This is a genomic window from Pimelobacter sp. 30-1, assembly GCF_018831735.1.
Classification (GTDB): Bacteria; Actinomycetota; Actinomycetes; order Propionibacteriales; family Nocardioidaceae; genus Nocardioides.
The window spans coordinates 313,260-332,221 of the sequence record NZ_NHTS01000001.1 but is presented as its reverse complement, the minus strand read 5'-3'; the positions used below and the strand labels follow the sequence as shown (position 1 = coordinate 332,221).

General features: G+C 74.9%; 20 protein-coding genes. 11 read left to right on the top strand and 9 right to left on the bottom strand.

The features are described 5' to 3' along the window. Positions 1-50 precede the first annotated feature (50 nt). A complete protein-coding gene (locus tag CCO04_RS01560; protein ID WP_215812333.1) occupies positions 51-2,585 on the bottom strand; it encodes a CHAT domain-containing protein in 2,535 nt (844 codons plus the stop codon). A gap of 93 nt (positions 2,586-2,678) precedes the next feature. On the opposite strand from CCO04_RS01560, the gene CCO04_RS01555 reads away from it, so the two are divergent. Continuing rightward, a complete protein-coding gene (locus CCO04_RS01555) occupies positions 2,679-3,998 on the top strand; it encodes a S8/S53 family peptidase (protein WP_215812332.1) in 1,320 nt (439 codons plus the stop codon). A gap of 7 nt (positions 3,999-4,005) precedes the next feature. Here CCO04_RS01555 and CCO04_RS01550 read toward each other — a convergent pair whose 3' ends face one another. Together CCO04_RS01550 and CCO04_RS01545 are read right to left on the bottom strand one after the other, a co-directional pair. Continuing rightward, a complete protein-coding gene (locus CCO04_RS01550) occupies positions 4,006-4,473 on the bottom strand; it encodes a hypothetical protein (protein WP_215812331.1) in 468 nt (155 codons plus the stop codon). Beyond that, positions 4,470-5,048: an RNA polymerase sigma factor gene (locus CCO04_RS01545; RefSeq protein WP_215812330.1), complete on the bottom strand. Its 579-nt coding sequence runs from the start codon at positions 5,046-5,048 to the stop codon at positions 4,470-4,472. Before CCO04_RS01545 ends, CCO04_RS01550 begins: the two co-directional genes overlap by 4 nt. A 135-nt stretch (positions 5,049-5,183) precedes the next feature. Between CCO04_RS01545 and CCO04_RS01540 the strand changes: the two genes are divergently transcribed. Both CCO04_RS01540 and CCO04_RS01535 read left to right on the top strand, forming a co-directional pair. Then, complete coding sequence (locus tag CCO04_RS01540) at positions 5,184-5,570, top strand: hypothetical protein (RefSeq protein ID WP_215812329.1); 387 nt, start codon at positions 5,184-5,186, stop codon at positions 5,568-5,570. Further along, entirely contained in the window at positions 5,567-5,815 is a 249-nt protein-coding gene (locus tag CCO04_RS01535; RefSeq protein WP_215812328.1) for a LuxR C-terminal-related transcriptional regulator, read from the top strand. The genes CCO04_RS01540 and CCO04_RS01535 overlap by 4 nt, the downstream gene beginning before the upstream one ends. Before the next feature lie 219 nt (positions 5,816-6,034). On the opposite strand, the gene CCO04_RS29060 is transcribed toward CCO04_RS01535, so the two are convergent. Beyond that, complete coding sequence (locus tag CCO04_RS29060; protein WP_256448354.1) at positions 6,035-6,166, bottom strand: hypothetical protein; 132 nt, start codon at positions 6,164-6,166, stop codon at positions 6,035-6,037. 211 nt (positions 6,167-6,377) lie between these two features. Here CCO04_RS29060 and CCO04_RS01530 point away from each other — a divergent pair, with 211 nt between their 5' ends. Both CCO04_RS01530 and CCO04_RS01525 read left to right on the top strand, forming a co-directional pair. After that, the gene (locus tag CCO04_RS01530) at positions 6,378-7,418 is read left to right on the top strand and encodes an AraC family transcriptional regulator (protein WP_215812327.1); all 1,041 of its coding nucleotides are present in this window, start codon (positions 6,378-6,380) and stop codon (positions 7,416-7,418) included. Positions 7,419-7,511: 93 nt separating this feature from the next. After that, positions 7,512-8,660: an AraC family transcriptional regulator gene (locus CCO04_RS01525; RefSeq protein ID WP_215812326.1), complete on the top strand. Its 1,149-nt coding sequence runs from the start codon at positions 7,512-7,514 to the stop codon at positions 8,658-8,660. 75 nt (positions 8,661-8,735) lie between these two features. Here CCO04_RS01525 and CCO04_RS01520 read toward each other — a convergent pair whose 3' ends face one another. Next, positions 8,736-9,254, bottom strand: a complete 519-nt coding sequence (locus CCO04_RS01520) for a MarR family winged helix-turn-helix transcriptional regulator (protein ID WP_215812325.1) — start codon at positions 9,252-9,254, stop codon at positions 8,736-8,738. 80 nt (positions 9,255-9,334) lie between these two features. On the opposite strand from CCO04_RS01520, the gene CCO04_RS01515 reads away from it, so the two are divergent. Beyond that, positions 9,335-10,609, top strand: a complete 1,275-nt coding sequence (locus CCO04_RS01515) for an MFS transporter (protein ID WP_215812324.1) — start codon at positions 9,335-9,337, stop codon at positions 10,607-10,609. Here CCO04_RS01515 and CCO04_RS01510 read toward each other — a convergent pair. From CCO04_RS01510 to CCO04_RS01500, 3 genes are read right to left on the bottom strand one after another with little or no spacing between them, the layout of a single operon-like run. Further along, complete coding sequence (locus CCO04_RS01510; RefSeq protein ID WP_215812323.1) at positions 10,593-10,922, bottom strand: hypothetical protein; 330 nt, start codon at positions 10,920-10,922, stop codon at positions 10,593-10,595. The two genes, CCO04_RS01515 and CCO04_RS01510, sit on opposite strands and share 17 nt — an antisense overlap. A gap of 17 nt (positions 10,923-10,939) precedes the next feature. Next, positions 10,940-11,986, bottom strand: coding sequence for an SMP-30/gluconolactonase/LRE family protein (locus CCO04_RS01505; RefSeq protein ID WP_215812322.1), 1,047 nt, complete (start codon positions 11,984-11,986; stop codon positions 10,940-10,942). Next, a complete protein-coding gene (locus CCO04_RS01500) occupies positions 11,983-13,479 on the bottom strand; it encodes an FAD-dependent oxidoreductase (protein WP_308281098.1) in 1,497 nt (498 codons plus the stop codon). The genes CCO04_RS01505 and CCO04_RS01500 overlap by 4 nt, the downstream gene beginning before the upstream one ends. 58 nt (positions 13,480-13,537) lie before the next feature. On the opposite strand from CCO04_RS01500, the gene CCO04_RS01495 reads away from it, so the two are divergent. The 5 genes from CCO04_RS01495 to CCO04_RS01475 all read left to right on the top strand — a co-directional run bounded on the left by CCO04_RS01495 (position 13,538) and on the right by CCO04_RS01475 (position 16,920). Beyond that, positions 13,538-14,224 (top strand): TetR/AcrR family transcriptional regulator, encoded by a 687-nt coding sequence (locus tag CCO04_RS01495; protein WP_215812321.1) that lies wholly within the window; start codon positions 13,538-13,540, stop codon positions 14,222-14,224. Next, positions 14,221-14,865, top strand: coding sequence for a class II aldolase/adducin family protein (locus tag CCO04_RS01490; protein ID WP_215812320.1), 645 nt, complete (start codon positions 14,221-14,223; stop codon positions 14,863-14,865). The genes CCO04_RS01495 and CCO04_RS01490 overlap by 4 nt, the downstream gene beginning before the upstream one ends. Beyond that, complete coding sequence (locus CCO04_RS01485) at positions 14,866-15,783, top strand: carbohydrate kinase family protein (protein WP_252372590.1); 918 nt, start codon at positions 14,866-14,868, stop codon at positions 15,781-15,783. It abuts the gene before it with no gap. A 24-nt stretch (positions 15,784-15,807) separates the two neighbouring features. Beyond that, positions 15,808-16,200 carry a hypothetical protein gene (locus tag CCO04_RS01480; RefSeq protein WP_215812319.1) on the top strand — a complete coding sequence of 131 codons (393 nt, stop codon included), beginning with the start codon at positions 15,808-15,810 and terminating at the stop codon, positions 16,198-16,200. Between the two features lie 105 nt (positions 16,201-16,305). Then, positions 16,306-16,920, top strand: coding sequence for a GNAT family N-acetyltransferase (locus CCO04_RS01475; RefSeq protein ID WP_215812318.1), 615 nt, complete (start codon positions 16,306-16,308; stop codon positions 16,918-16,920). On the opposite strand, the gene CCO04_RS01470 is transcribed toward CCO04_RS01475, so the two are convergent. After that, on the bottom strand, positions 16,886-18,877 hold the full coding sequence (locus tag CCO04_RS01470) for a fatty acid desaturase (protein ID WP_215812317.1): 1,992 nt from the start codon (positions 18,875-18,877) through the stop codon (positions 16,886-16,888). The two genes, CCO04_RS01475 and CCO04_RS01470, sit on opposite strands and share 35 nt — an antisense overlap. Positions 18,878-18,962: the final 85 nt, after the last annotated feature.

The window sequence follows — 18,962 nt, the reverse complement described above, 5'->3', positions numbered from 1 at the left end:
TCTAGGAGTGGCGAGGATTCGGGCGCGCCCGCGTCCGGAACGGGAGCCCCCTAGACCCCGAGCGCGACGAACGCCGCCGCCGTACCGGCCGCCACCGCATCCCCCGCCGTACGACGGCGCACGGCGAGCAGCGCCGCCGCGGGGTCGCTCCCGGCGGCCAGGGCCGCGTGCAGGTCGACCATGAGCGCGGCCGTGGCCGCGTCGTTGACCTCGCCGACGCTGCTGACCAGGCCCGCGGTGCCGAGCGCGAACAGGGCCGCGGCGAGCCCGAGCAGCTCGTCGGCGCCGACCGGGGCCAGGACGCCGGACTCGCACGCCGACAGCACAACCCGGTACGGCGCCCGCGCGAGCCGCTCCAGGTCGTGCACGGTGAGCGGCCCGTCCGCCAGGTCGAGCGCGGAGAACAGCGGGCTGTCCGCGCGGAACCGTCCGTGGGTGGCGAGGTGGGCCAGCCGGGCGCCGTCGAGGTGAGCCAGCACGGCCTCCACGGTGGCCCGGTCGCCGTCGAGCAGCACGGCCTCGGGGTGCCGGGCGGCGAGGACCGGCACCTCGGCCCCGCCCGAGGCCAGGTCGGGCCCGGCGACGAGCACGGTGCCGACGCCCGCGCCCGCGCCGGGGCGCGCGGCCCGGGCCCGCAGCCACTGACCGGCGGACGGGACGACCGCGAACGGGCGGGCGTCCAGCGCGGGCAGCAGCGACCACGCCAACCCGTGCAGGCGGGCGGTCGGGGCGAGCACGACGGGACCGTCGGGCAGCAGCCGGACCGCGTCGCCGAGCACCGCCTCCTCGAGCCGCCGGCCGATCGCGGCCGGGTCGGCGGGGCGGCCGCGGGCGGCCCGGCGCAGCAGCATGCCGGCCGGACCCAGGAGGGCGATGACGTCGGCGGTCGCGCCGGCCACGCGACGCCGTACGGTCCCGCGGTGGGCGACGAGGACGTGCAGCACCCCGTCGACGTCGACGAGCTCGACCAGGCAGGTGTCGTCCGCGGCGGTCGCGGCGAGGACCTCGTCGACGCTCACGCCCCGGTGCCGCGCGGCCGCGGCCGTCTGCTGGTGGCTCTCGGCCCGGACCGCGCGCTCCAGGCGGCGCCGCTCACGCTCCAGGTCCTCGACGGGGGCGCCGTCGCGCCGCGTCTCGGTGAGCCGGCGGCCGTTGTCGCGCAGCGCGGCCAGCGCCGCGGAGGTGCTCCCGGCGTCGGAGGTCGCGGGCGGCTGGGCCAGCGCCGTGGCGCGGGTCCGCTCGCTCCAGCGCAGCAGGCTGCGGGGGTCCTGGGCCGCGTGCCGCAGTGCGAGCGCGGTCAGCTCGCGGCCGTGGGCGGTCGCCAGGGCGCGCAGCTCGGACGAGCCGATCAGGCGCCGGTGCTCGTCGAGCGCGTCGAGGCCCGCCGCGGCCGCGCGGAGCACGCCGCCCCGGTCGCCGTACGCCTCGCGGTCCAGCGCCCGGGCCTGCCAGGCGCCCGCCCGCACCAGCGCGTTCGGGTTCCGGCGGTACGCCGCGGCGCGCTCCCACGCGCCGTGCCGCGCGTCGGCAGGCCCCAGCCGTCCGGCCAGGGTGAGCGCGAGCGGTGCCTCGTCGGCCCGCTCCGCGTCGAGCGCGTCGGCGACCGCGCGCGCCTCGGCCGGGCCACCCCGGACCTGGAGGGCGACCAGCCGCGCTCGCAGCGCGAACCAGGTCCGGCCCTGCCGCACGAAGCGGTCCCGCGCCGCCCGCGCCTCGACCAGCGCCTCCTCCGGCGCACCGGCGGCGAGCAGCGCCTCGGCCAGCGCGAGCCGGAACTGCGCGTCCTCGTGCGGCGCCAGCGTGGTGCTCGCCCCGTAGTCGCGCAGCAGCCGCGCCGCCTCGGGAGCCAGCCCCGCCCGGCGGTACGCCGCCGCGTGGAGCGCGACCGCCTCGAAGCGCGAGGGCCGCCCGGCCGCACGGTGGGCGGCCAGCACCTCGCCGTAGATCCGCAGGCAGGCCGCCAGGTCGCCCCGCGCACCGGCGATCTCGGCGAGGTTCTCGACGGCCTTGAGCCGCTCGACGGCCGCCCCCTCGGCCGCCAGGACCCGCTCCCCCGCGACGACCTCGCGCTCGGCGGGATCGACCTGGCCGAGCGCGAGATGGACGTGCCCGAGCCAGATCCGGGCCCGCGCCTCCCACAGCGGCAGTCCGGCCTCGGCGGCGCCGTCGCGGGCGGCGGTCAGCACCGGCAGCGCGTCGGCGAACCGGCCGACCACGGCCAGCGTGCCGCCGTACCGGAGCAAGACCTGGGCGCCCACCGCCCCCTGAGCCCCCGCGCAGGCGCGCGTCAGCTCGGCGAGACCCGCGGTGGTCCGGCCCGCGAACACCAGGGTGGTGCCGTACGTCGCCCGCACGTCCCGCTCCCGATCGGCATCTCCGCTCCGCCGGGCGTCCGCGATCCCCGCGCGCAGCGCCGCCAGCGCCTCGGGGATCCGGCCCCGGTCGCGGTGCACGATGCCCTGGGCGTGGTGCGCGAAGGACCGGGCCCTCGGGTCCGTCGTACCGGCGAGCAGGGCCGTGGCCCGGAGCACCGTCGCGTCGGGGTCCTCGTTCGCGAGCCCGAGCAGCTCTTCCACCGACTCCATCGACGACCTCGCATCCTTGTCCGGCCCGCGGAGCGGGCACTACGGTAGCGCCGCCGGGAGTCCGCACCACCGGCTCGGACCACAGGAGCGGCCATGAACGATTCCGTCCGTCCCCCCGCGCCGGGAGCGCGCCTGAGCCCTCGGGACGCCGAGCGGCTGCGCATCCAGGTCGGCGTCATCCGCAAGGCGTTGAAGCACAAGATCGGCACCGGCCCGGTCAAGGGCTCGGTCCCGCCCCGTGACGACGAGGCGCACTACCTCTTCCGGGCCGGCCACGCGCTGGTCCGCGAGAAGGACGCCACCCGCATCGACCGGTTCTTCGCCGCCCGGGGCAAGGAGTTCCGCGGCGGCCTGGTCCGCAAGGAGACCCGGATGCCCGGGCTCACCCTGGTCGCGCTGCCCCAGCGGCTCGACGGGCGCGACGACGTCCTGGCCACGCTCGACGAGCTCGACCGCGACCTCGGCCCGGGCCTGGTGACGCCGGACCACGTCGTCTACGTGACCCCGACGGGCACCCTGTGCCCGGCCACCGAGCCGATCGCCGGCAAGGACCTGCCGGACGCCGTCTTTCCCCCGCCCGCGTGCGATCCCTCGATCGGCAAGGGCGTCCGGGTCGGGGTGGTCGACACCGGGATGTGGATGCCGGCCGTGACCAGCCCGGTCACGCCCTGGCTCGACGGGGTCGTCGCCGACCCGGCCGACCAGGAGCTCGTCGACCCTGCCGACATCCATCCCTACGCCGGCCACGGCACCTTCGTGGCGGGCGTGGTCCGCTGCCTGGCGCCCGGGACCCGGATCGAGGTCGAGGGCGTGCTCACCCACGGCGGCGCGGTGTTCGAGTCCGACATCGTCGCCCAGCTCGACGAGGCCCTGCGCGACGACGACCACCCCCAGCTGATCAGCATCTCCGCGGGTACCCACACCCGGCGCGACTTCGCGTTGCTCGCCTTCGAGATCCTGGCCGCGGCGCACGGGCTCGACGACGGCGAGGAGACGCTCGTCATCGCCGCGGCCGGCAACGACGCCAGCAGTGACCGGTTCTGGCCCGCGGCGTTCCCGTGGGTGGTCTCGGTCGGCTCGGTCGATCCCGACGGCGCGGTCTCGGACTACTCCAACGTCGGGACCTCCTGGGTCGACGTCTACGCGCGCGGGCGCGACCTGGTCAACGCGTTCCCGCAGGGCACCTACACCTGCTACGAACCGCCGCACCTGGGCGAGGTCCGGGAGTTCGACGGCCTCGCCCGCTGGAGCGGTACGTCGTTCGCGACCCCCGTCGTCACCGGGCTCGTCGCGGCCCGGATGAGCGCGACCGGCGAGCCCGCGCGGACCGCCTGGGCCGCCGTGCACGCGGCCGGCACCCCGTCGGTCGACCCGCGCGGCGGGCACATCACGACCGTGGGGCCGCTGACCTGAGCCTGGCTCAGAGGGTCACCCAGGGCGTGGTGAGCACGCGGTCGTCGCGCTCGACCACCACCCGCAGCGGTCCCGGCGCGACGCCCTCGACCCGGAAGAAGCCGGACACGTCGGCCCGCACCGCCACCGGCGCGGCGTCCGTCCGCTCCAGGCGGACCACGGCGCCCGGCTCACCGACGACCTCGCCGAGCAGCTCGCCGCCGGCGAGGTCGTGCTCCAGCTCGAGGGTCAGCCCGGCCTGCTCGAACGACAGCGTGCGCGGCCCTGCGGCACCCGCGTCCGACGAGCGGACCGCGGCCCCCGCGTCGAGCGCCGAGTCGTGCAGCAGCGCCGCCAGCTCGGCGTCGACCGCACGCCAGGTGAAGGCCGCGCGGGCGGCGTCCCGGCGGCGCTGGGGGACGGCGGCCCCGTCGGCCAGCGCCCGGCCCAGCAGCGCGAGCAGCTGGTCGTCGCTCAGGTTCTCGTGCTCACTCATCCGAGCCTCCCCACGAGGTCGGGGCCGAGCCCGCGCAGGGCGCGGGTCCGGCGCAGCTGGTCCAGGGCGCGGGCCCGGGTGGGCCCGATGCTGCCGATCGGCATGCCGAGCAGGCGGCTGATCTCCTCGTAGGCGACCGGCGGGTCGGCGAGCAGCAGCAGGAGCAGCTCGCGCCGCGCCGCGGGCAGCTCGGCCAGCGCCTCGGCCAGCACGTGCACGCGCTCGGCGTCGAGCAGGCCGGCATCGGTGGTGTCCTCGGTGACCGCGTCGAGCCCCGCGTCGTCCTGGGGGTCGACCGGACGGACCCGGCCGCGGGCGGCGAGCAGGCGCAGGCACTCGTTGCGGGTGGTGGTCCGGATCCAGCCCGGCAGCGCGTCCGGCTCCCGCAGGTCGCCGAGGTGCTCGACCAGCCGCAGCCACACCGTCTGGCTGACGTCGTCGCCGTCGGCCTCGGTGAGCCGGTGGCGCCGGACGATCGCCTCGACGAGCGGCAGGAAGCGGTCGACGATCGTGTCCCACGCATGCTGGTCTCCTTCCCGCGCGGCGGGGACGAGCATCGAGAGCGGACCGGTCACGGGGGCATCGTCCCGCACAACAGACCCCCGGGCCAGCAGGCGTGATACATCGCATCTCCGGGTATCAGGAGCCGCATGCCCCCGCTCCTCCTTCCACCTGCGGTTTCCCCGTCCGCAGTCCCGGAAGGACCCCCTATGAGCTGGACCGAGACGCACGAGCGCCTCCGCATCATCCGCGAGGTCGAGGCGGTCGCCGCCGCCGACATGAGCGGCGCGGTGCCCTGGCGCGTGGAGTGGCAGCGGTACTTCGACGGACCCGACGGTCTCGTCGCCGCGCTCCGGGCCCGCTGGCTGCGCATGTGCGAGGCCCAGCTCGACGCCGCGCAGGGCGAGGACCAGCTCCACGACGCGCACCGCCGGCTGCGTCGTACGGAGTCCGGGGTGCTCGAGATCCTCCGCAACGTCGAGGCGCGCGACGGCGCCGACCTCGACGTCCTCAGGCTGGCGGGCCCGCGCCGCTCTTCCACCCTCCTCCCGGAGCGGGCCCGCCACACCTCTCCCCGACGTGGGGGCGCGGCATGAGCCTCGGCGCGACGTACGTCGCCGCGACCACCCGGCTGCCGCTGCTCGACCGGCGCGAGCGCCAGGTGCTCCAGCTCGTCGCGCTCGGCAGGAGCCGCGACCAGATCGCGGCCCAGCTCTACCTGGATCCGGTCGCCGTCGAGGAGCTCTGCACGCGGATCTTCGCCACCCTCGAGCTGACGCCGACACCGCACCTGGACCGGCGGATGCTGGCGGTGCTCACGCTGGGCCAGTCCGCTCCCTAGACCCGACGGCGACGCGGACCGCCTCCGCGCCCCGGCCTGTGGGGGGCCGGGCGCGGGGCGGGACGCGACCAGACCCCGTGCCCGCGCACCCGGATGAGAGGTGCGGTGGACACGGGGCCGGCGGGGCCGGCGACCGGGTGGGGCCAGGTCGCCGGCCCTTCACGGCCGACTCGATGATGGGGACAGGGCGAGCGACGGCCGTGGTTCGGGGGCGTGCGGCTAGCGCACGACGGCCAGGACGGCGGGAGCGGCGAAGGCGAGCACGACGAGCGCCGCACCGAGCACCACCTGCACCCGGGCGCGCCGCGAGCGGCGGTGCCGTCGCCGGACCGGGCTGGTCTTCATCTGCATGCTGGTGCTCTCCTCGTGGCGCCGGTGTCGCTAGCAACCTAGGGACGCCGGGGCGGGCCTCACCAGCGATCTCCGGCGGGCGTGCGCAAAACGCCGATCCCACGGGGCGTTCGGCGACGGCGGCGGTCTGAGATGCGCTCCTGATCGCCGATTTGCGAACAGTCGTCGACGTTCTGCGATCCCCACCACCCGCGCTGCGTTGGGCGCGAGTGTGAGGGAGGAGCACCCGCCGGAGGACCACGCCCGGCTCGACGTCGCCGGGCGCGACGCGTGGTCGGAGCTGGTCGCCGGCGCCTTCGTGCCGCTGCGCGTCGACACCGACGAGCCCGGCTTCCGCGGCGCGATGCGCGAGCAGCTGGTCGGCGACCTCGCGATCAGCCAGGTCGCCTCGACCCGGGTGACCGTCTCGCGCACGGCCCGGTCGACGCTGACCGATCCGCGCGAGGTGGTGATGCTGTGCCTGTTCCTGCGCGGGAGCGGTACGACGGTCCAGGACGGCCGGATCGCCCAGTTCACCGGGGGCGGCGGCTTCCTCCTCGACGGCGACCAGCCCTACAGCCTGCGCTTCTCCGACGGCAACGAGGTGCTCGCCCTGCGCCTGCCCCGGCAGTACCTGGAGATCAGCAACCACACGCTGGGCCGGCTCACCAGCCGCGAGGTCCCCAAGAGCGCCGCCGGGCTCAACGTGCTGCGCCGCTACCTCTCCGGCCTGGTGGCGAGGCGCGGCCCCCTGCCGCAGGAGCAGCTCGAGCAGCAGCACGAGCTCGCGCTCGAGCTGCTCCACGCCGCGCTGCACCCGATGGTCTACTCCGAGCGCTCCCGGGCGCTGATGAGCGGCGCCGCCATCTTGGCCAGCGCCCGCTGGTTCATCGAGGTGCACCACGCCGATCCCCGGCTGACCGTCGAGGACGTCGCCCGCGAGTTCATGGTCTCGCGCCGGCACCTGGAGACGCAGTTCGCGCGCCTCGGGCCCGGGCCGGCGGCGTACCTGCGCCGGGTGCGGCTGCGCCACGCCGCGCGGCTGCTCCGCACCGGGCGGCGCGGCCAGGTGGCGGCGATCGCGGCGGCGTCCGGGTTCAGCGACGTCAACACGTTCGTCCGGGCCTTCCGCCGCGAGTACGGCGCCACGCCCGACGAGTGGCGCCGCAGCGAGCAGCGCGGACCCGGCCCCGGCGCCGCGGGACGCCGGCGGACCGGTCTGCTCAGCGACCTCAGCGGCTTCGACTGGACCGATCCGGGCTTCGACGCGTGACCTGAGCCACGTCCCCGGGCTGAAAATCGACGATTTGCGCACAGTCCCCCGCATTCTGCGAACAGAACGCGGCCGCGCGTGGTTAGGCATTGCGTGAACGACACCCCGCCCAGCGAGCGCCTGGCCGTGACCGGTCTCGAGGAGTGGTCACAGCTGTGCAGCACCGCCTACGTGCCGCTCGAGGTCAGCGCCACCCCCGACTTCCGCGGCGCCCTGCGCTCGCGCGAGCGCGGCCCGCTCAGCCTCAGCCAGGTCGGCGCGACCCCCTCGACGGTCCAGCGCACCAGCCGGCTGGTCACGACCGACCCGCGCGAGGCGCTGCTGTTCGCGGTCTTCCTGCGCGGCCGCGGGGTGATCTCCCAGCACGGGCACGCGGAGCCGGTGCGGGCCGGCGGCGGCTACGTCCTCCAGACCGACCAGCCCTACGGCCTGCGGCTCACCAGCGACAACGAGCTGCTCATCCTCCGGGTCCCGGCCGAACTCACCGGGCTCGACCCCGACGCGCTGCCCACGATCGCCGGGCGGGTGCTGCCGCCGGGCACCGCCGAGATCGAGGTGCTCGCCCGTGAGCTCGCCACCGCGCTGCTCGCCGACGAGTCCACCCCGGCCGCGGCCGGCCCCGAGCTCCTGCTCGACCTGCTCCGCGCCGTCACCCACCGCACCCGCTACGGCGAGCGCTCCCGGCCCTACCTCAGCGGCCCGGCGCTGTGGGCGAGCGCGCGCTGGTACCTCGAGCGCCACCACACCGACCCGCGGCTCAACCTCGACGACGTCGCCGCCCGGTTCATGGTCTCGCGCCGCCACCTCGAGCAGCAGTTCGTGCGCCACGGCTCCGGCCCGGCGACCTACCTGCGCAACGTACGCCGCGAGCGCGCCGCCCACCTCCTGCTGGCCGACCGCTCCACCACCGTCGCCCGAGTGGCCCGGTCGGCGGGCTTCGCCGACGTCGACACCTTCATCCGCGCCTTCCGCCGCCACCACGGCCAGACCCCCGCCGAGTGGCGCCGGCACCAGCCGATGACCCCGAGCGGCAACGCCCGCGCGACGCGGCTGCCGTCCCGGACGCCGGCGATGCTCAGCGACCTGCGGCGCTGGACGAGGCCGGCGGATGCTCCGTTTCTCGCACCCCCCGGACACGAGAAACGGAGCACGCCCACGTCGGAACCTTGGAGAGGGACGACGCCGGCAGGCCCCGGGCACGTGATGAAGGGAGACGGGCCCGGGACTCGGTGCTCACGCTAGACAGACGCCCGCACCGAGGGCCACGCCAGCGGCCGGACTGTGCGCAAATGGTCGATTGCTCCCCCGTCGCACCGCTCAGGAGGACGCCGGACCGCCGCTCTCCTCGGCGCGCAGGGTCATCTTGCGCAGCAGCCGGTTGACCGTGGCCAGCTCGCGCGCGGTGAGCGCGTCGGCCAGCGCGTGCTCGGCGTCCCCGCGGATGTCCATCGCCCGGCGCCACACCGCCAGGCCCTGCTTGGTGACGTCGACGATCACCCGGCGCCGGTCGTCGACCGACGGGATCCGCCGGATCCAGCCGGCCTTCTCGAGCCCGTCGAGGCGCCCGGTCATCCCGGCGCCGGAGACGCCCACCTCGGCGGCCAGCTCGGTGGGCGAGGCGGAGCCGGGGGTGTCCCGGATCATCAGCGCGTGCAGGGTGTCGTACTCGAAGTCGGTCAGGCCGACCTCGGCCAGCGCCGCGGCCTTGGCGTCGCGCAGGTGGCGCGCGAGCCGGCCGACCCGGGTGAAGACGCCCTCGACGTCCTCGTCGAAGTCGAGGTCGAGCCAGTGGTCGCGCCACCGGGCGACGTGCCGGTCGGTCCAGTCCTCCACCATGGCTGGAGCGTAGCGCCGGACTCCTTCGGCGACCGAATACTTCGCTTGCGAATACTTAGGCGGCGAAGTATCTTCGATCGGTGACCCCGCCCGACAGCGCGACCGAGACCGCGACCGAGACGACCCCCGTCGTCCCGTCGCCGCTGGCCTCGCGCGACTTCCGCGCGCTCGTCGGCGGCGTGGCGGTGGGCGCGCTGGGCTCGGCGATGACGCCGGTGGCGCTGGCGTTCGCGGTGCTCCACCTCGGCGGCTCGGCGACCCAGCTCGGCCTGGTCGTGGCGGCGTTCTCGGCGGCCGAGGTCGTCACCATCCTGTACGGCGGCGTGCTCGGCGACCGGCTGCCCCGCCAGCTCCTCATGCAGGGCTCGTCCGCAGCGACCGCGCTCAGCCAGGCCGTCTGCGCCGCGGTCCTCATCACCGGGCACGGCTCGATCCTGTTCCTCAGCCTGATCGGCATGGTCAACGGCTGCCTCGGTGCCCTCGCCCAGCCGGCCTCCAGCGCGATGACGCGCGCGACGGTCACCGAGGAGCAGCTCCCGCGCGCCGTCGTCCTGCGCAGCCTGGCCAGCCAGACGGCGTCCGCGGTGGGCTTCGCGCTCGGCGGCGTGATCGTCGCCTTCGCCGGGCCGGGCTGGGCGATCGCCGTCGACGCCGGCACCTACGCGGTCGCGGCGATCCTCTTCTCGCTGATCAGGGTGGCGCACACGCCCTCGGGCTCTCACGAGCGGATCCTCAGCGAGCTCGCCGACGGCGCCCGCGAGGTGCTGCGGCACACCTGGCTGTGGCTGCTCATCGGCCAGGCGCTGCTCTACCACCTGTTCTACGGCGGCGCGCAGGGCGTGCTCGGACCGATCGTCGTCGGCGACACCTGGGGCGCCGAGGCCTGGGGCTGGGCGCTCTCGGCGCTCATGGCGGGCTTCGTCGCCGGCGGCCTGGTCGCGCTGCGCTGGCGCCCGCGGCACCTGCTCCGCTGGGGCGTGCTGATGCTGTCGCTGACTGCGGCCTTCCCCCTGGCGATGGCCCTGGCCGGGCAGGTCTGGCTGGTGCTGCTCGGCGCCTTCGTGCACGGCGTCGGGCTCCAGCTGTTCAGCGTCGCGTGGGACCTGGCGATCCAGGAGAACATCGCGCCCGAGATGCTCTCCCGGGTCTACTCCTTCGACCTGGTCGGCTCGTTCGTCTGCCGTCCGCTCGGCTACGCGCTGACCGGGCCGGTCGCCGCCCTGGTCGGCGTCGACCTGTGGCTGGTCGTCATCGCGGCGGTGATCGGGCTCAGCTCGCTGGCCGCGCTCAGCGCGCCGTCGGTGCGCGGCCTGACCCGTCGTACGACGGTCGGGCCGCTCACGCCTCCACAGTGACGGCGACGACCGCGTCGTCGGGCCCGAACCGGACCGCCGGCCAGTAGCCGTCGAGGAAGTGCTCGCCGCAGGTGTCGTCGAGGTGGATCGTGACGGAGCCGTCCTCGTGCGCGACGAGAGCGCTCACCACCAGGTCCTGGGCGGCGTCGTCGAGCTCGGCGACCGGCGGCTCGTCCTCGCTGAACTGCCGGACGACGGCGTCCGTCGCGGTCCGGGCGTGGACGTGCAGCGCCGCGACGACGTCGGCCAGGCGCTGCTCCAACGCCTCGGCCCGGGCCGGGTCGGTGGTGTCGACGAGGAGCTCGGGGGTCACCCGCGGCACGGTACCGCTCAGCGCAGCCGGGCGGTGCGCGGGACCACGAGCGGGGCGCCGCGCTCGCCCGTCTCGACCGCGAGGATCGCGTGGTGCGAGGTCGTCCCGAGGATCGCGGACTGGTTGGCGACGAGCAGCCGGGTGCCGAGGAAGGTCGCGTTCGACGGGCTGTCGAACGGCACCGGGGAGCCGTTGCTGCCCGCGAGGGGAGCCCGGGGGAAGCGGCTGAGCACGCGCCCGTCGGGGCCGAGCTTGACGATCTGGTTGGTGCCGAGCAGGGCGACATAGACGTTGCCGGAGCGGGCGATCCCGAAGCCGTCGGGGAGGTCGAGCGGGCCCGACGTCCAGACCGTGGCGAGCTTGCCGGCGCTGCCGTCGGCCCGCACCGGAACCCGGTAGAGGTGGCCACGGAGCAGGTCGAGCGGGTCGGTGGTCGTCTGCTGCGTGACCAGGAACGAGCGCCGGGCGGCGTCGTAGACCAGGCCGGTGGTGCCGAAGCCGGCCGCACCGGCCAGCTTCTTCGAGCGGAACCACGGGCGCGGCGTACCGCCGGCGGCGGGGATGCGCCAGATGACGTCCTGGCCGTAGTCGCTGACGAACAGGGCCCCGCCGGGTCCCCACGTCGCGTAGTTGGGGATCGGCTTGCCGCCCCGGGCCAGGGCGGGCAGCGTCGCCTGCACCTTGAACCGTCCGGTGCGGGTGTTGAGCGTGAGCACCCGGGACCGCGACTTCTCCAGCAGGACGAGGCGTCCCCGCGCGTCGGACGTGGCGACCTGGACGCCGTGCGGCTTGCCGAGGTCCTGGCCGGGCACGGTCCACGAGCGCAGCAGGGTGCCGCTCGCCGTCCACTCGAAGACCCGCGAGGCGATCTTGTCGCCCATCGGGTTCGTGTAGGTCGCGGCGTAGACGCGGCCGTTGGGCGCCACGTGGACGTAGGCCGGGAAACCCGGCGCGCCGACGCGCGCGAAGACGCGGGTCTGCCACGGCGGGGCTTCCGCGGCCGATGCGGGCGCGACGAGGGCGAGCGCGGCGACGACGGCGAGCGCGAGGAGGCGGGCGATCACAGCTTGTCCAGCACCTCGATCGCGGCGCGCTCGCCGGAGCGGACGGCGCCGTCCATGTAGCCGTTCCAGTAGGTCGAGGTCTCGGTCCCGGCCCAGTGGATGCGGCGGAACGGCGTCCGGATGTGCCGGCCGTGCTGGGTCATCAGGCCGGGGGCGTAGATCGCGGTCGGGCCACCGCCGGTCCAGCGCTCCTTGGTCCAGTCGTGCTCGGTGTACTCGATCGGGCGCAGCGCCTTGTCGCCGAACATCCGGGCGAAGCCCTCGAGGACGGCGGTCCGGCGCTCGGCGACCGAGCGGGTGCCGTACTGGCGCCAGGTCGAGCCGCCGACGAAGGCGAGCAGGATGCCGTGGCCGGTGTCCTTGACGCCGTTGTCGAAGGCCGCGCGGACCGCGCCGGAGTCGGCGATGCCGAAGCCGGTCAGGCCGTCCTCGCGCCAGAACGGCTTGTCGTAGACGGCGTCGCACTTCATCAGCTTGCCCATCTGGAGGTGCTGGAGGAGTGCGCGGCGACCGGCCGGCAGGCCGGGAGCGAAGTCGATGCCGAGGACCTGCTTGGGCGGCGCGGCGACGATCACCCGGCGGGCCTGCACCCGCCCGCGACGGGTGTGCACGCGGACGCCGTGCCCGACGTGCTCGATCCGGGTCACGGCCGCGCCGAGCGCGACGCGCTTGCCGAGCTTCTTGGCCAGCAGCAGCGGCACCCGCTGGGAGCCGCCGACGAAGCGGCTCTCCTGGGCGCCGTCGACGGTGTCGGAGTTGCGCTCGAACGTGCCGATCGTGGCCTCGTTGCCCGAGCACGCGATGTAGTGCAGGACGAAGAGCAGCGAGAGCTCGTCAGGGTCGGAGCCGAAGCCGGGCTGGGTCCAGGCGCGGATGAGGTGCTCGACCCCGCGGCTGTTGATCGTGTTGCGGCGCAGCCAGTCGCCGAGCGTCGTACGGTCCCACTCGGCGGCGCGCGGGTGGGCCCACGGCGCGTCGACGGGGACCTGGGCGGCGAAGGCGTTGAGCCGCTTGAGGGCGAGGGCGGCATCGAGCAGGATCGTCGGGTCCGGCGGGATGGTGCCGGTGAACTCCTGGCGGCCGAGCAGCGTGGAGATGTAGACGTTCTTGCCGGTGACGTACTCGTCGAAGGTCGCGACGCCGAGCTGGCGGGCCAGCCGCTTGATGTGGTCCTGGGTCGGGCCGACGAACGCGCCGCCGGCCTCGATCGTGCCGCCGGTGCGGAGCTCGTGGTTGAGCACCCGGCCACCGACCCGCTTGCGCGCCTCGACGACGAGCACCGACTTGCCGGAGCGGGCGACCTGGCGCGCCGCGACCAGCCCGGCGATGCCGGCGCCGACCACGACGACGTCCACCTTGCGGGGCAGCCGGCCCTGGAGCGTGGCCGCGGTGACCTCCTGCTCGAGGGCGTCCGTGGCGAGCAGGCCGATCGCGGCCGCACCTCCGGCCAGGACTCCACGACGACCCAGCGGACTCGAGCTCAGCGTGCTCACCGGCACCTCCGAAAGATGAATCTGTGTCAGGTTCGGCTTCGGAGGCTACACTGCGCGCATGTCCTCCGCCACCGTCGACGGCCCAACGAACGAGCCGCCGCGCGGTGCCGCCGGTCCGACCCGGCGCCGGCTCCCCACCCAGGCGCGGTCCCGCGAACGGGTCGAGCGGATCCTCGACGCCGCCGCCCAGCTCGTCGTCGCCGAGGGCGTCGAGGGACTCACCACGCGCTCCATCGCCGAGGCCGCCGGGCTGCCCGTGGCCTCGCTGTACCAGTACTTCGCCGACAAGGAGTCGGTCCTCCTCGCCCTCTGCGAGCGGGACATGGCCGAGATGGACGACCAGGTCGCCACCGACCTCGCCCGGCTCGCCGAGAGCGGCGAGCTCTCGCTGGGCGCGATGATCGACACCGCGATGCGCGCGTTCGTCACCGTCTACCACCGGCGTCCGGCGTTCATGCAGATCTGGATGCGCGGGCGGACCAACGCCGCCATCTACGACTACGGCCGCCACCACAACAAGCGGATCGCCGAGAACCTCCTCGCCTTCGGCGTCGACACCGGCCTCATCGCGACCACCCGGTTCGCCACCGAGCAGCTCGTCGCCGTCGCCGAGCTCGCCGTCGAGGTGGGCGACCGCGCCTTCCAGCTCGCCTTCGAGGGCGACCCCCGCGGCGACTCCTTCCTCGTCGACCAGGCCATCGAGCTCGTCACCGGCTACCTCGACCGGATCGCGAGCGAGCAGTGACCGACGCCCTCCGGGCGGACGTCGCCGCGGCAGCGCGACGCCTGGCCGAGGCCGGCCTGCTCGTCGGCACCGCCGGCAACGTCAGCGCCCGTAGCGGCGACCTGGTCGCCATCACCGCGACCGGGGTGGCGCTCGGCTCGTGCACGCCGTCCGAGGTCACCGTCGTGTCGCTGACCGGCGCGGTCGTCGAGGGGACGCTGGCCCCGACCAGCGAGCTCGCCCTCCACCTCGGCGTGTACGCCGACGGGCCCGCCGCCGCGGTCGTCCACACCCACGCCCCCTTCGCGACGGCCGTGGCCTGCGTGCTCGACGCGCTGCCGGTGCTGCACTACCAGCAGCTCGCGCTGGGCGGCGAGATCCGCGTGGCGCCGTACGCGACCTTCGGGACGGACGAGCTCGCCGACCACGTCCGCGCGGGCCTGGAGGGACGCTCCGCCACCCTGCTGGCCAACCACGGCTCGGTCACCGTCGGTGCCTCGCTCGACGCGGCCGTCGAGAACGCCCTGCTCCTCGAGTGGCTGTGCCAGCTCCACCACCGCGCCAGCGCGCTCGGCGCCCCGCGCGTGCTCACCGAGCAGCAGCAGCTCGACGTCATCCAGGCCGCGCTCGCACGCGGCTACGGCACGCCCCAGGAGATCTGAATGACCATGACCGTCGCCGCCGTGGGCGTGCACGTCCTCGACACCCACGTGCTGGGGATCTCCTCGATCCCCGAGGGCTCGGACGGCCAGCTCGTCGACACGATCCGGATGTCCGCCGCGGGCACCGCCGGCGGGACGGCGCTCGTGCTCGCCCGACTCGGAGCCACCGTCCGCTCGTACGGCGCCGTCGGCGACGACCCGGTCGGCGACACGCTGCTGGCCCTGCTGTCGCGCTCGGGCGTCGACGTCGGCGGCCTGGTCCGCAAGCCCGAGGCCCAGACGTCGGCATCGGTGCTGCCCGTCCGCCCCGACGGCGCCCGCCCGGCCTGGCACTGCATCGGAGCGAACGGTGCCTTCACGCTCGCCGACCTGCCGGGCGACGTCCTCGACGGGGTGACCCACCTGCACCTCGGCGGGCCGGAGTTCCTCGGCGGCGACGCGGCCGGCGAGCTGCTCGCCCGGGCGCGGGCTGCGGGGATCACCACGTCGGTCGACGTCCTCGCGCCGGGCGATCCGGACATGCTCGCCTGGATCGCCGCCGCCCTCCCCCACACCGACTACCTCCTGCCCAACGACGAGCAGGTGCTCGGCTTCACCGGCGCCACCTCGCTCGCCGACGGCGCCCGGGCCCTGCTCGCCCAGGGCGTCGGCTGCGTCGCGGTCACCCAGGGCGCCCGCGGAGCGCTCGTCGCCCAGGGCTCGGACGTGACCGAGGTGCCGGCGTACCCGGTGGCGGTGGTGGACACCACCGGCTGCGGCGACGCCTTCTCGGCCGGCTTCCTGCGCGGCCTCTCCCTCGGCCGGGACCCGGTCTCGGCCGCGGCCCTCGGCTGCGCCACCGCCGCCCAGGTGGCGCAGGGGCTCGGCAGCGACGCCGGGACCTACGACCTCGCCTCGGTCGAGGCGCTCACGGCCTAGGCCCCGAGGTGGCACGATCGGCACATGGCGGGCATCACCAGAACCACCCCGGGCGTCGAGGGCCGGGCGCTCAGCCGGCTTCCGTGGCGCCAGCGCAACGCCTGGCTGATCCCCGGCATCGCCGGCGGCATCGCGAACCTGGTCGCGCCCATGATCGGCTCGCCACGGGCCGCCTGGGGGCTGGCCGGGGTGATCGGCGGCGTGCTGTGGCAGCTCGCCTACCGGCGCGACCTGGTCGAGCGGCTGACGTTCCCGGTGGCCTTGGTGACGGTGTCGGGCGTCATGGCGCTGCTCCCGAACGCGACGTTCGAGATGACGGACCACGGCGTGGTGTTCGGGCTGGGGGTGCTCGTCGGGTTGGTGTGGACCGAGCACTGGTCGAGGTGGCGCGACCGGAGGCCGCGGGGAGCGGCGTGACCGGGACGCTCGCCGCCTGACAAGGGGCATGCGCCCCCACGACCCCCGGCGCAGCGGCAACCCGGCGCGCCGAGCGAGCGCCGGCGCCGTGGCACGATCGCGTCCATGGAGACGACGCCGGTGATCCGCCCCCAGACCCCCCAGGACGACGACGCGGTCGCCCGCCTGATCGCCCAGGCCTTCGGCGACGAGGGTACGGCGGTCGTCGACGTCTGGGCCGACGTGGTGGCGCGCGGGCTCGACTGCGCTCAGCTCGTGGCCGTCGAGGACGACGACGAGGGCCGCGTGGTCGGTCACGTGGGTCTCAGCCACGGGTGGCTGGATGCTCGGCAGGCGCTGGTCGACGTGCTGGTGCTGAGCCCGCTGAGCGTCGCGCCCGACCGCCAGGCCGCCGGGATCGGTACGGCGTTGCTGGCCGCCGCGGTCGCCGAGGCCGAGCGGCTGGGGGCGCCGGTGGTGGTGCTGGAGGGCGATCCGGGCTACTACTCGCGGCGCGGGTGGGTGCCGGGCGCGGAGCACGGGATCGAGGCGCCGTCGGCGCGGATCCCGGGGCCGGCGTTCCAGGTGGTGCTGCTGGACGGGCACGAGGAGTGGATGACCGGCCGCGTCGTCTACCGCGAGGTGTGGTGGGAGCACGACGCGACCGGCCTGCGCGACCCGCACCTGGCGCAGGTCGAAGAGGTGCTCACGCGTCGTAGTCGACCCGCAGCTCCTCGGTGACGGGGTGCGCCTGGCAGGTGAGGACGTAACCGTCGGCGACCTCGTCCTCGTCGAGCACGTGGTTCTGGTCCATCACGGCCTGGCCGAGCACGACCTTGGCCCGGCAGGTGCCGCACGCCCCGCCCGCGCATGAGTACGGCGGATCGATCCCCCGCTGCAGGGCGGCGTCGAGCACCGAGTCGCCCGTCGAGGTGAGCGGGAAGGTCGTCTCGGTGCCGTCGAGGGCGACCGTGACCTGGCTGGTGACGTCGGGCAGCGCGAGCGCAGGGCCGGCGACCACGTGGAAGACCTCGGTCAGCACCTGCCCGGTGCCGGGCACCCGGCCGAGCGCGTCGCGGACGTCGTCGACCATCTCCTGCGGGCCGCACAGGAACCAGGCGGCGACGCCGGCCGCGTCCGGCACGAGCTCGGCGACCAGGGCGGGCGTGATCCGGCCGGGGACGACGCCGGGTGCGGTCTCGCGGGAGCGCACGTGGTGCACGACCAGGCGCTCGCCGTACCGGTCCTGCCAGGCGGCGAGCTCGCCGGCGAACATGGTCGACGCGGCCGTCCGGTTGCCGTAGACGAGCGTGAACCGGCTGTCCGGCTCGGCGTCGAGGGTGGTCGCGATGGTGGACATCAGGGGGGTGACGCCCGAGCCGGCGACCACCCCCACGTGGTGCCGTACGGCGGCCGGGTCGAGGCGCACGTGGAAGGCACCGGCCGGCGTCATCACGTCGAGCAGGTCCCCGGCGACCAGCCGCTCGTTGACGTACGTCGAGAACTGCCCGCCCGGCACGTGCTTGACCGCGACCCGCAGGGTGCCGGGTCCGTCCGAGGCCACCGGCGCGACGAGGGAGTAGCTGCGCCGCACCTCCTCGCCGTCGATCACCGCACGCAGCGTGAGGTGCTGCCCCTGCACGTACCGGTACGACGCCACGAGGTCGTCCGGCACGTCGAAGGTGATCGCGACGGCGTCGCTGCTCACCGGCTCGACCGCGCGCACCCGCAGCGGGTGGAAGGTGGGCCGGCGGGTGATCTCGTCGGTGAGCCGGCGCCAGGTGCGGTACTCGCTGGGTGTCAGCGAGCGGCCGAACCACGTGGAGATGGCGGCGTTGCGGTCGAGGTAGGCCTGCTCGTTGCGCCGCCACGCACGGATGTAGCGGTAGAACGGGATGCTCGGGTGCAGGTGGTGCACCAGGTGGTAGTTCTGGTAGACGAACAGCGGCGTCAGCAGGCCCTCGCCGCCGACCCGCACCCGGGTCGCGCGGTACTTGTCCTCGCGCTGGGTCACGGTGAGCCCGTGGTGCGGCAGGTAGTCGAACCACCAGGCCAGGATGAGCATCCCGATGCGCTGGGGCAGCAGGAACGCCCAGAACAGCTCGCTCCCGTAGCCCGCCGCCGCGATGGCGACGAAGCCGCCGATCACCGCGGTGAAGAGCGTGAAGGTCGCGGCCACCTCGCGCCGCGGGCGGTCCCGCAGCCGGCTCAGGTAGAACACGACGTACCAGATGTCGATGGTCGCCCAGCGCAGCGGCAGCTGCCAGGCCGGCCCCTCCTCGCACCAGGCGTCGGGGTCGATCGACTTGGGCTCGTTGGTGTTGCGGTGGTGCTCGATGTGGATGAACTTCACCAGTGGGTACGTCGCCCACGGCACCACGAGCAGCACCGAGAGGTGCCCGAGCGCGTTGTTGGCGCGGGTGTGGGTGCTGATCGCGTGATGGGTCGACTCGTGCAGCACGCTGAACATCAGGAACGTGACCGCGGCGCCCATGGGCACCGTCAGCCAGGGCGTGAGGTCCCACACCAGCACGCCCGCCATCTCGACGGCGAACAGCGCCAGCGTGCCGACGTACAGGGCGACGGTGGGCCAGGCCATCGCCGGAACCCGCTCACCGGGGTCCGGCAGTCCCGAGACGGACTGGGGGAGCTGAGCACGCGGCGCCGCCGGGGCGGTCGTGGTCGGAAGGCTCTGCATGGGACGTGAACGTAGGAGCCCGGACCCCCTCAGGGCCTTGGACACCAGTCCCAAATTGCACCCTGCATTTGTCCGCAGGCCCGTA

Excerpts from the sequence above, each read along its gene's own strand:
- CCO04_RS01560 (WP_215812333.1), bottom strand. The coding sequence starts at position 2,585 with ATGGAGTCGGTGGAAGAGCTGCTCGGGCTCGCGAACGAGGACCCCGAC.
- CCO04_RS01480 (WP_215812319.1), top strand. The coding sequence starts at position 15,808 with ATGGCGGGCATCACCAGAACCACCCCGGGCGTCGAGGGCCGGGCGCTC.
- CCO04_RS01470 (WP_215812317.1), bottom strand. The coding sequence starts at position 18,877 with ATGCAGAGCCTTCCGACCACGACCGCCCCGGCGGCGCCGCGTGCTCAG.
- CCO04_RS01495 (WP_215812321.1), top strand. The coding sequence starts at position 13,538 with ATGTCCTCCGCCACCGTCGACGGCCCAACGAACGAGCCGCCGCGCGGT.
- CCO04_RS01475 (WP_215812318.1), top strand. The coding sequence starts at position 16,306 with ATGGAGACGACGCCGGTGATCCGCCCCCAGACCCCCCAGGACGACGAC.
- CCO04_RS29060 (WP_256448354.1), bottom strand. The coding sequence starts at position 6,166 with ATGCAGATGAAGACCAGCCCGGTCCGGCGACGGCACCGCCGCTCGCGG.
- CCO04_RS01550 (WP_215812331.1), bottom strand. The coding sequence starts at position 4,473 with ATGAGTGAGCACGAGAACCTGAGCGACGACCAGCTGCTCGCGCTGCTG.
- CCO04_RS01540 (WP_215812329.1), top strand. The coding sequence starts at position 5,184 with ATGAGCTGGACCGAGACGCACGAGCGCCTCCGCATCATCCGCGAGGTC.
- CCO04_RS01535 (WP_215812328.1), top strand. The coding sequence starts at position 5,567 with ATGAGCCTCGGCGCGACGTACGTCGCCGCGACCACCCGGCTGCCGCTG.
- CCO04_RS01485 (WP_252372590.1), top strand. The coding sequence starts at position 14,866 with ATGACCATGACCGTCGCCGCCGTGGGCGTGCACGTCCTCGACACCCAC.
- CCO04_RS01555 (WP_215812332.1), top strand. The coding sequence starts at position 2,679 with ATGAACGATTCCGTCCGTCCCCCCGCGCCGGGAGCGCGCCTGAGCCCT.
- CCO04_RS01520 (WP_215812325.1), bottom strand. The coding sequence starts at position 9,254 with ATGGTGGAGGACTGGACCGACCGGCACGTCGCCCGGTGGCGCGACCAC.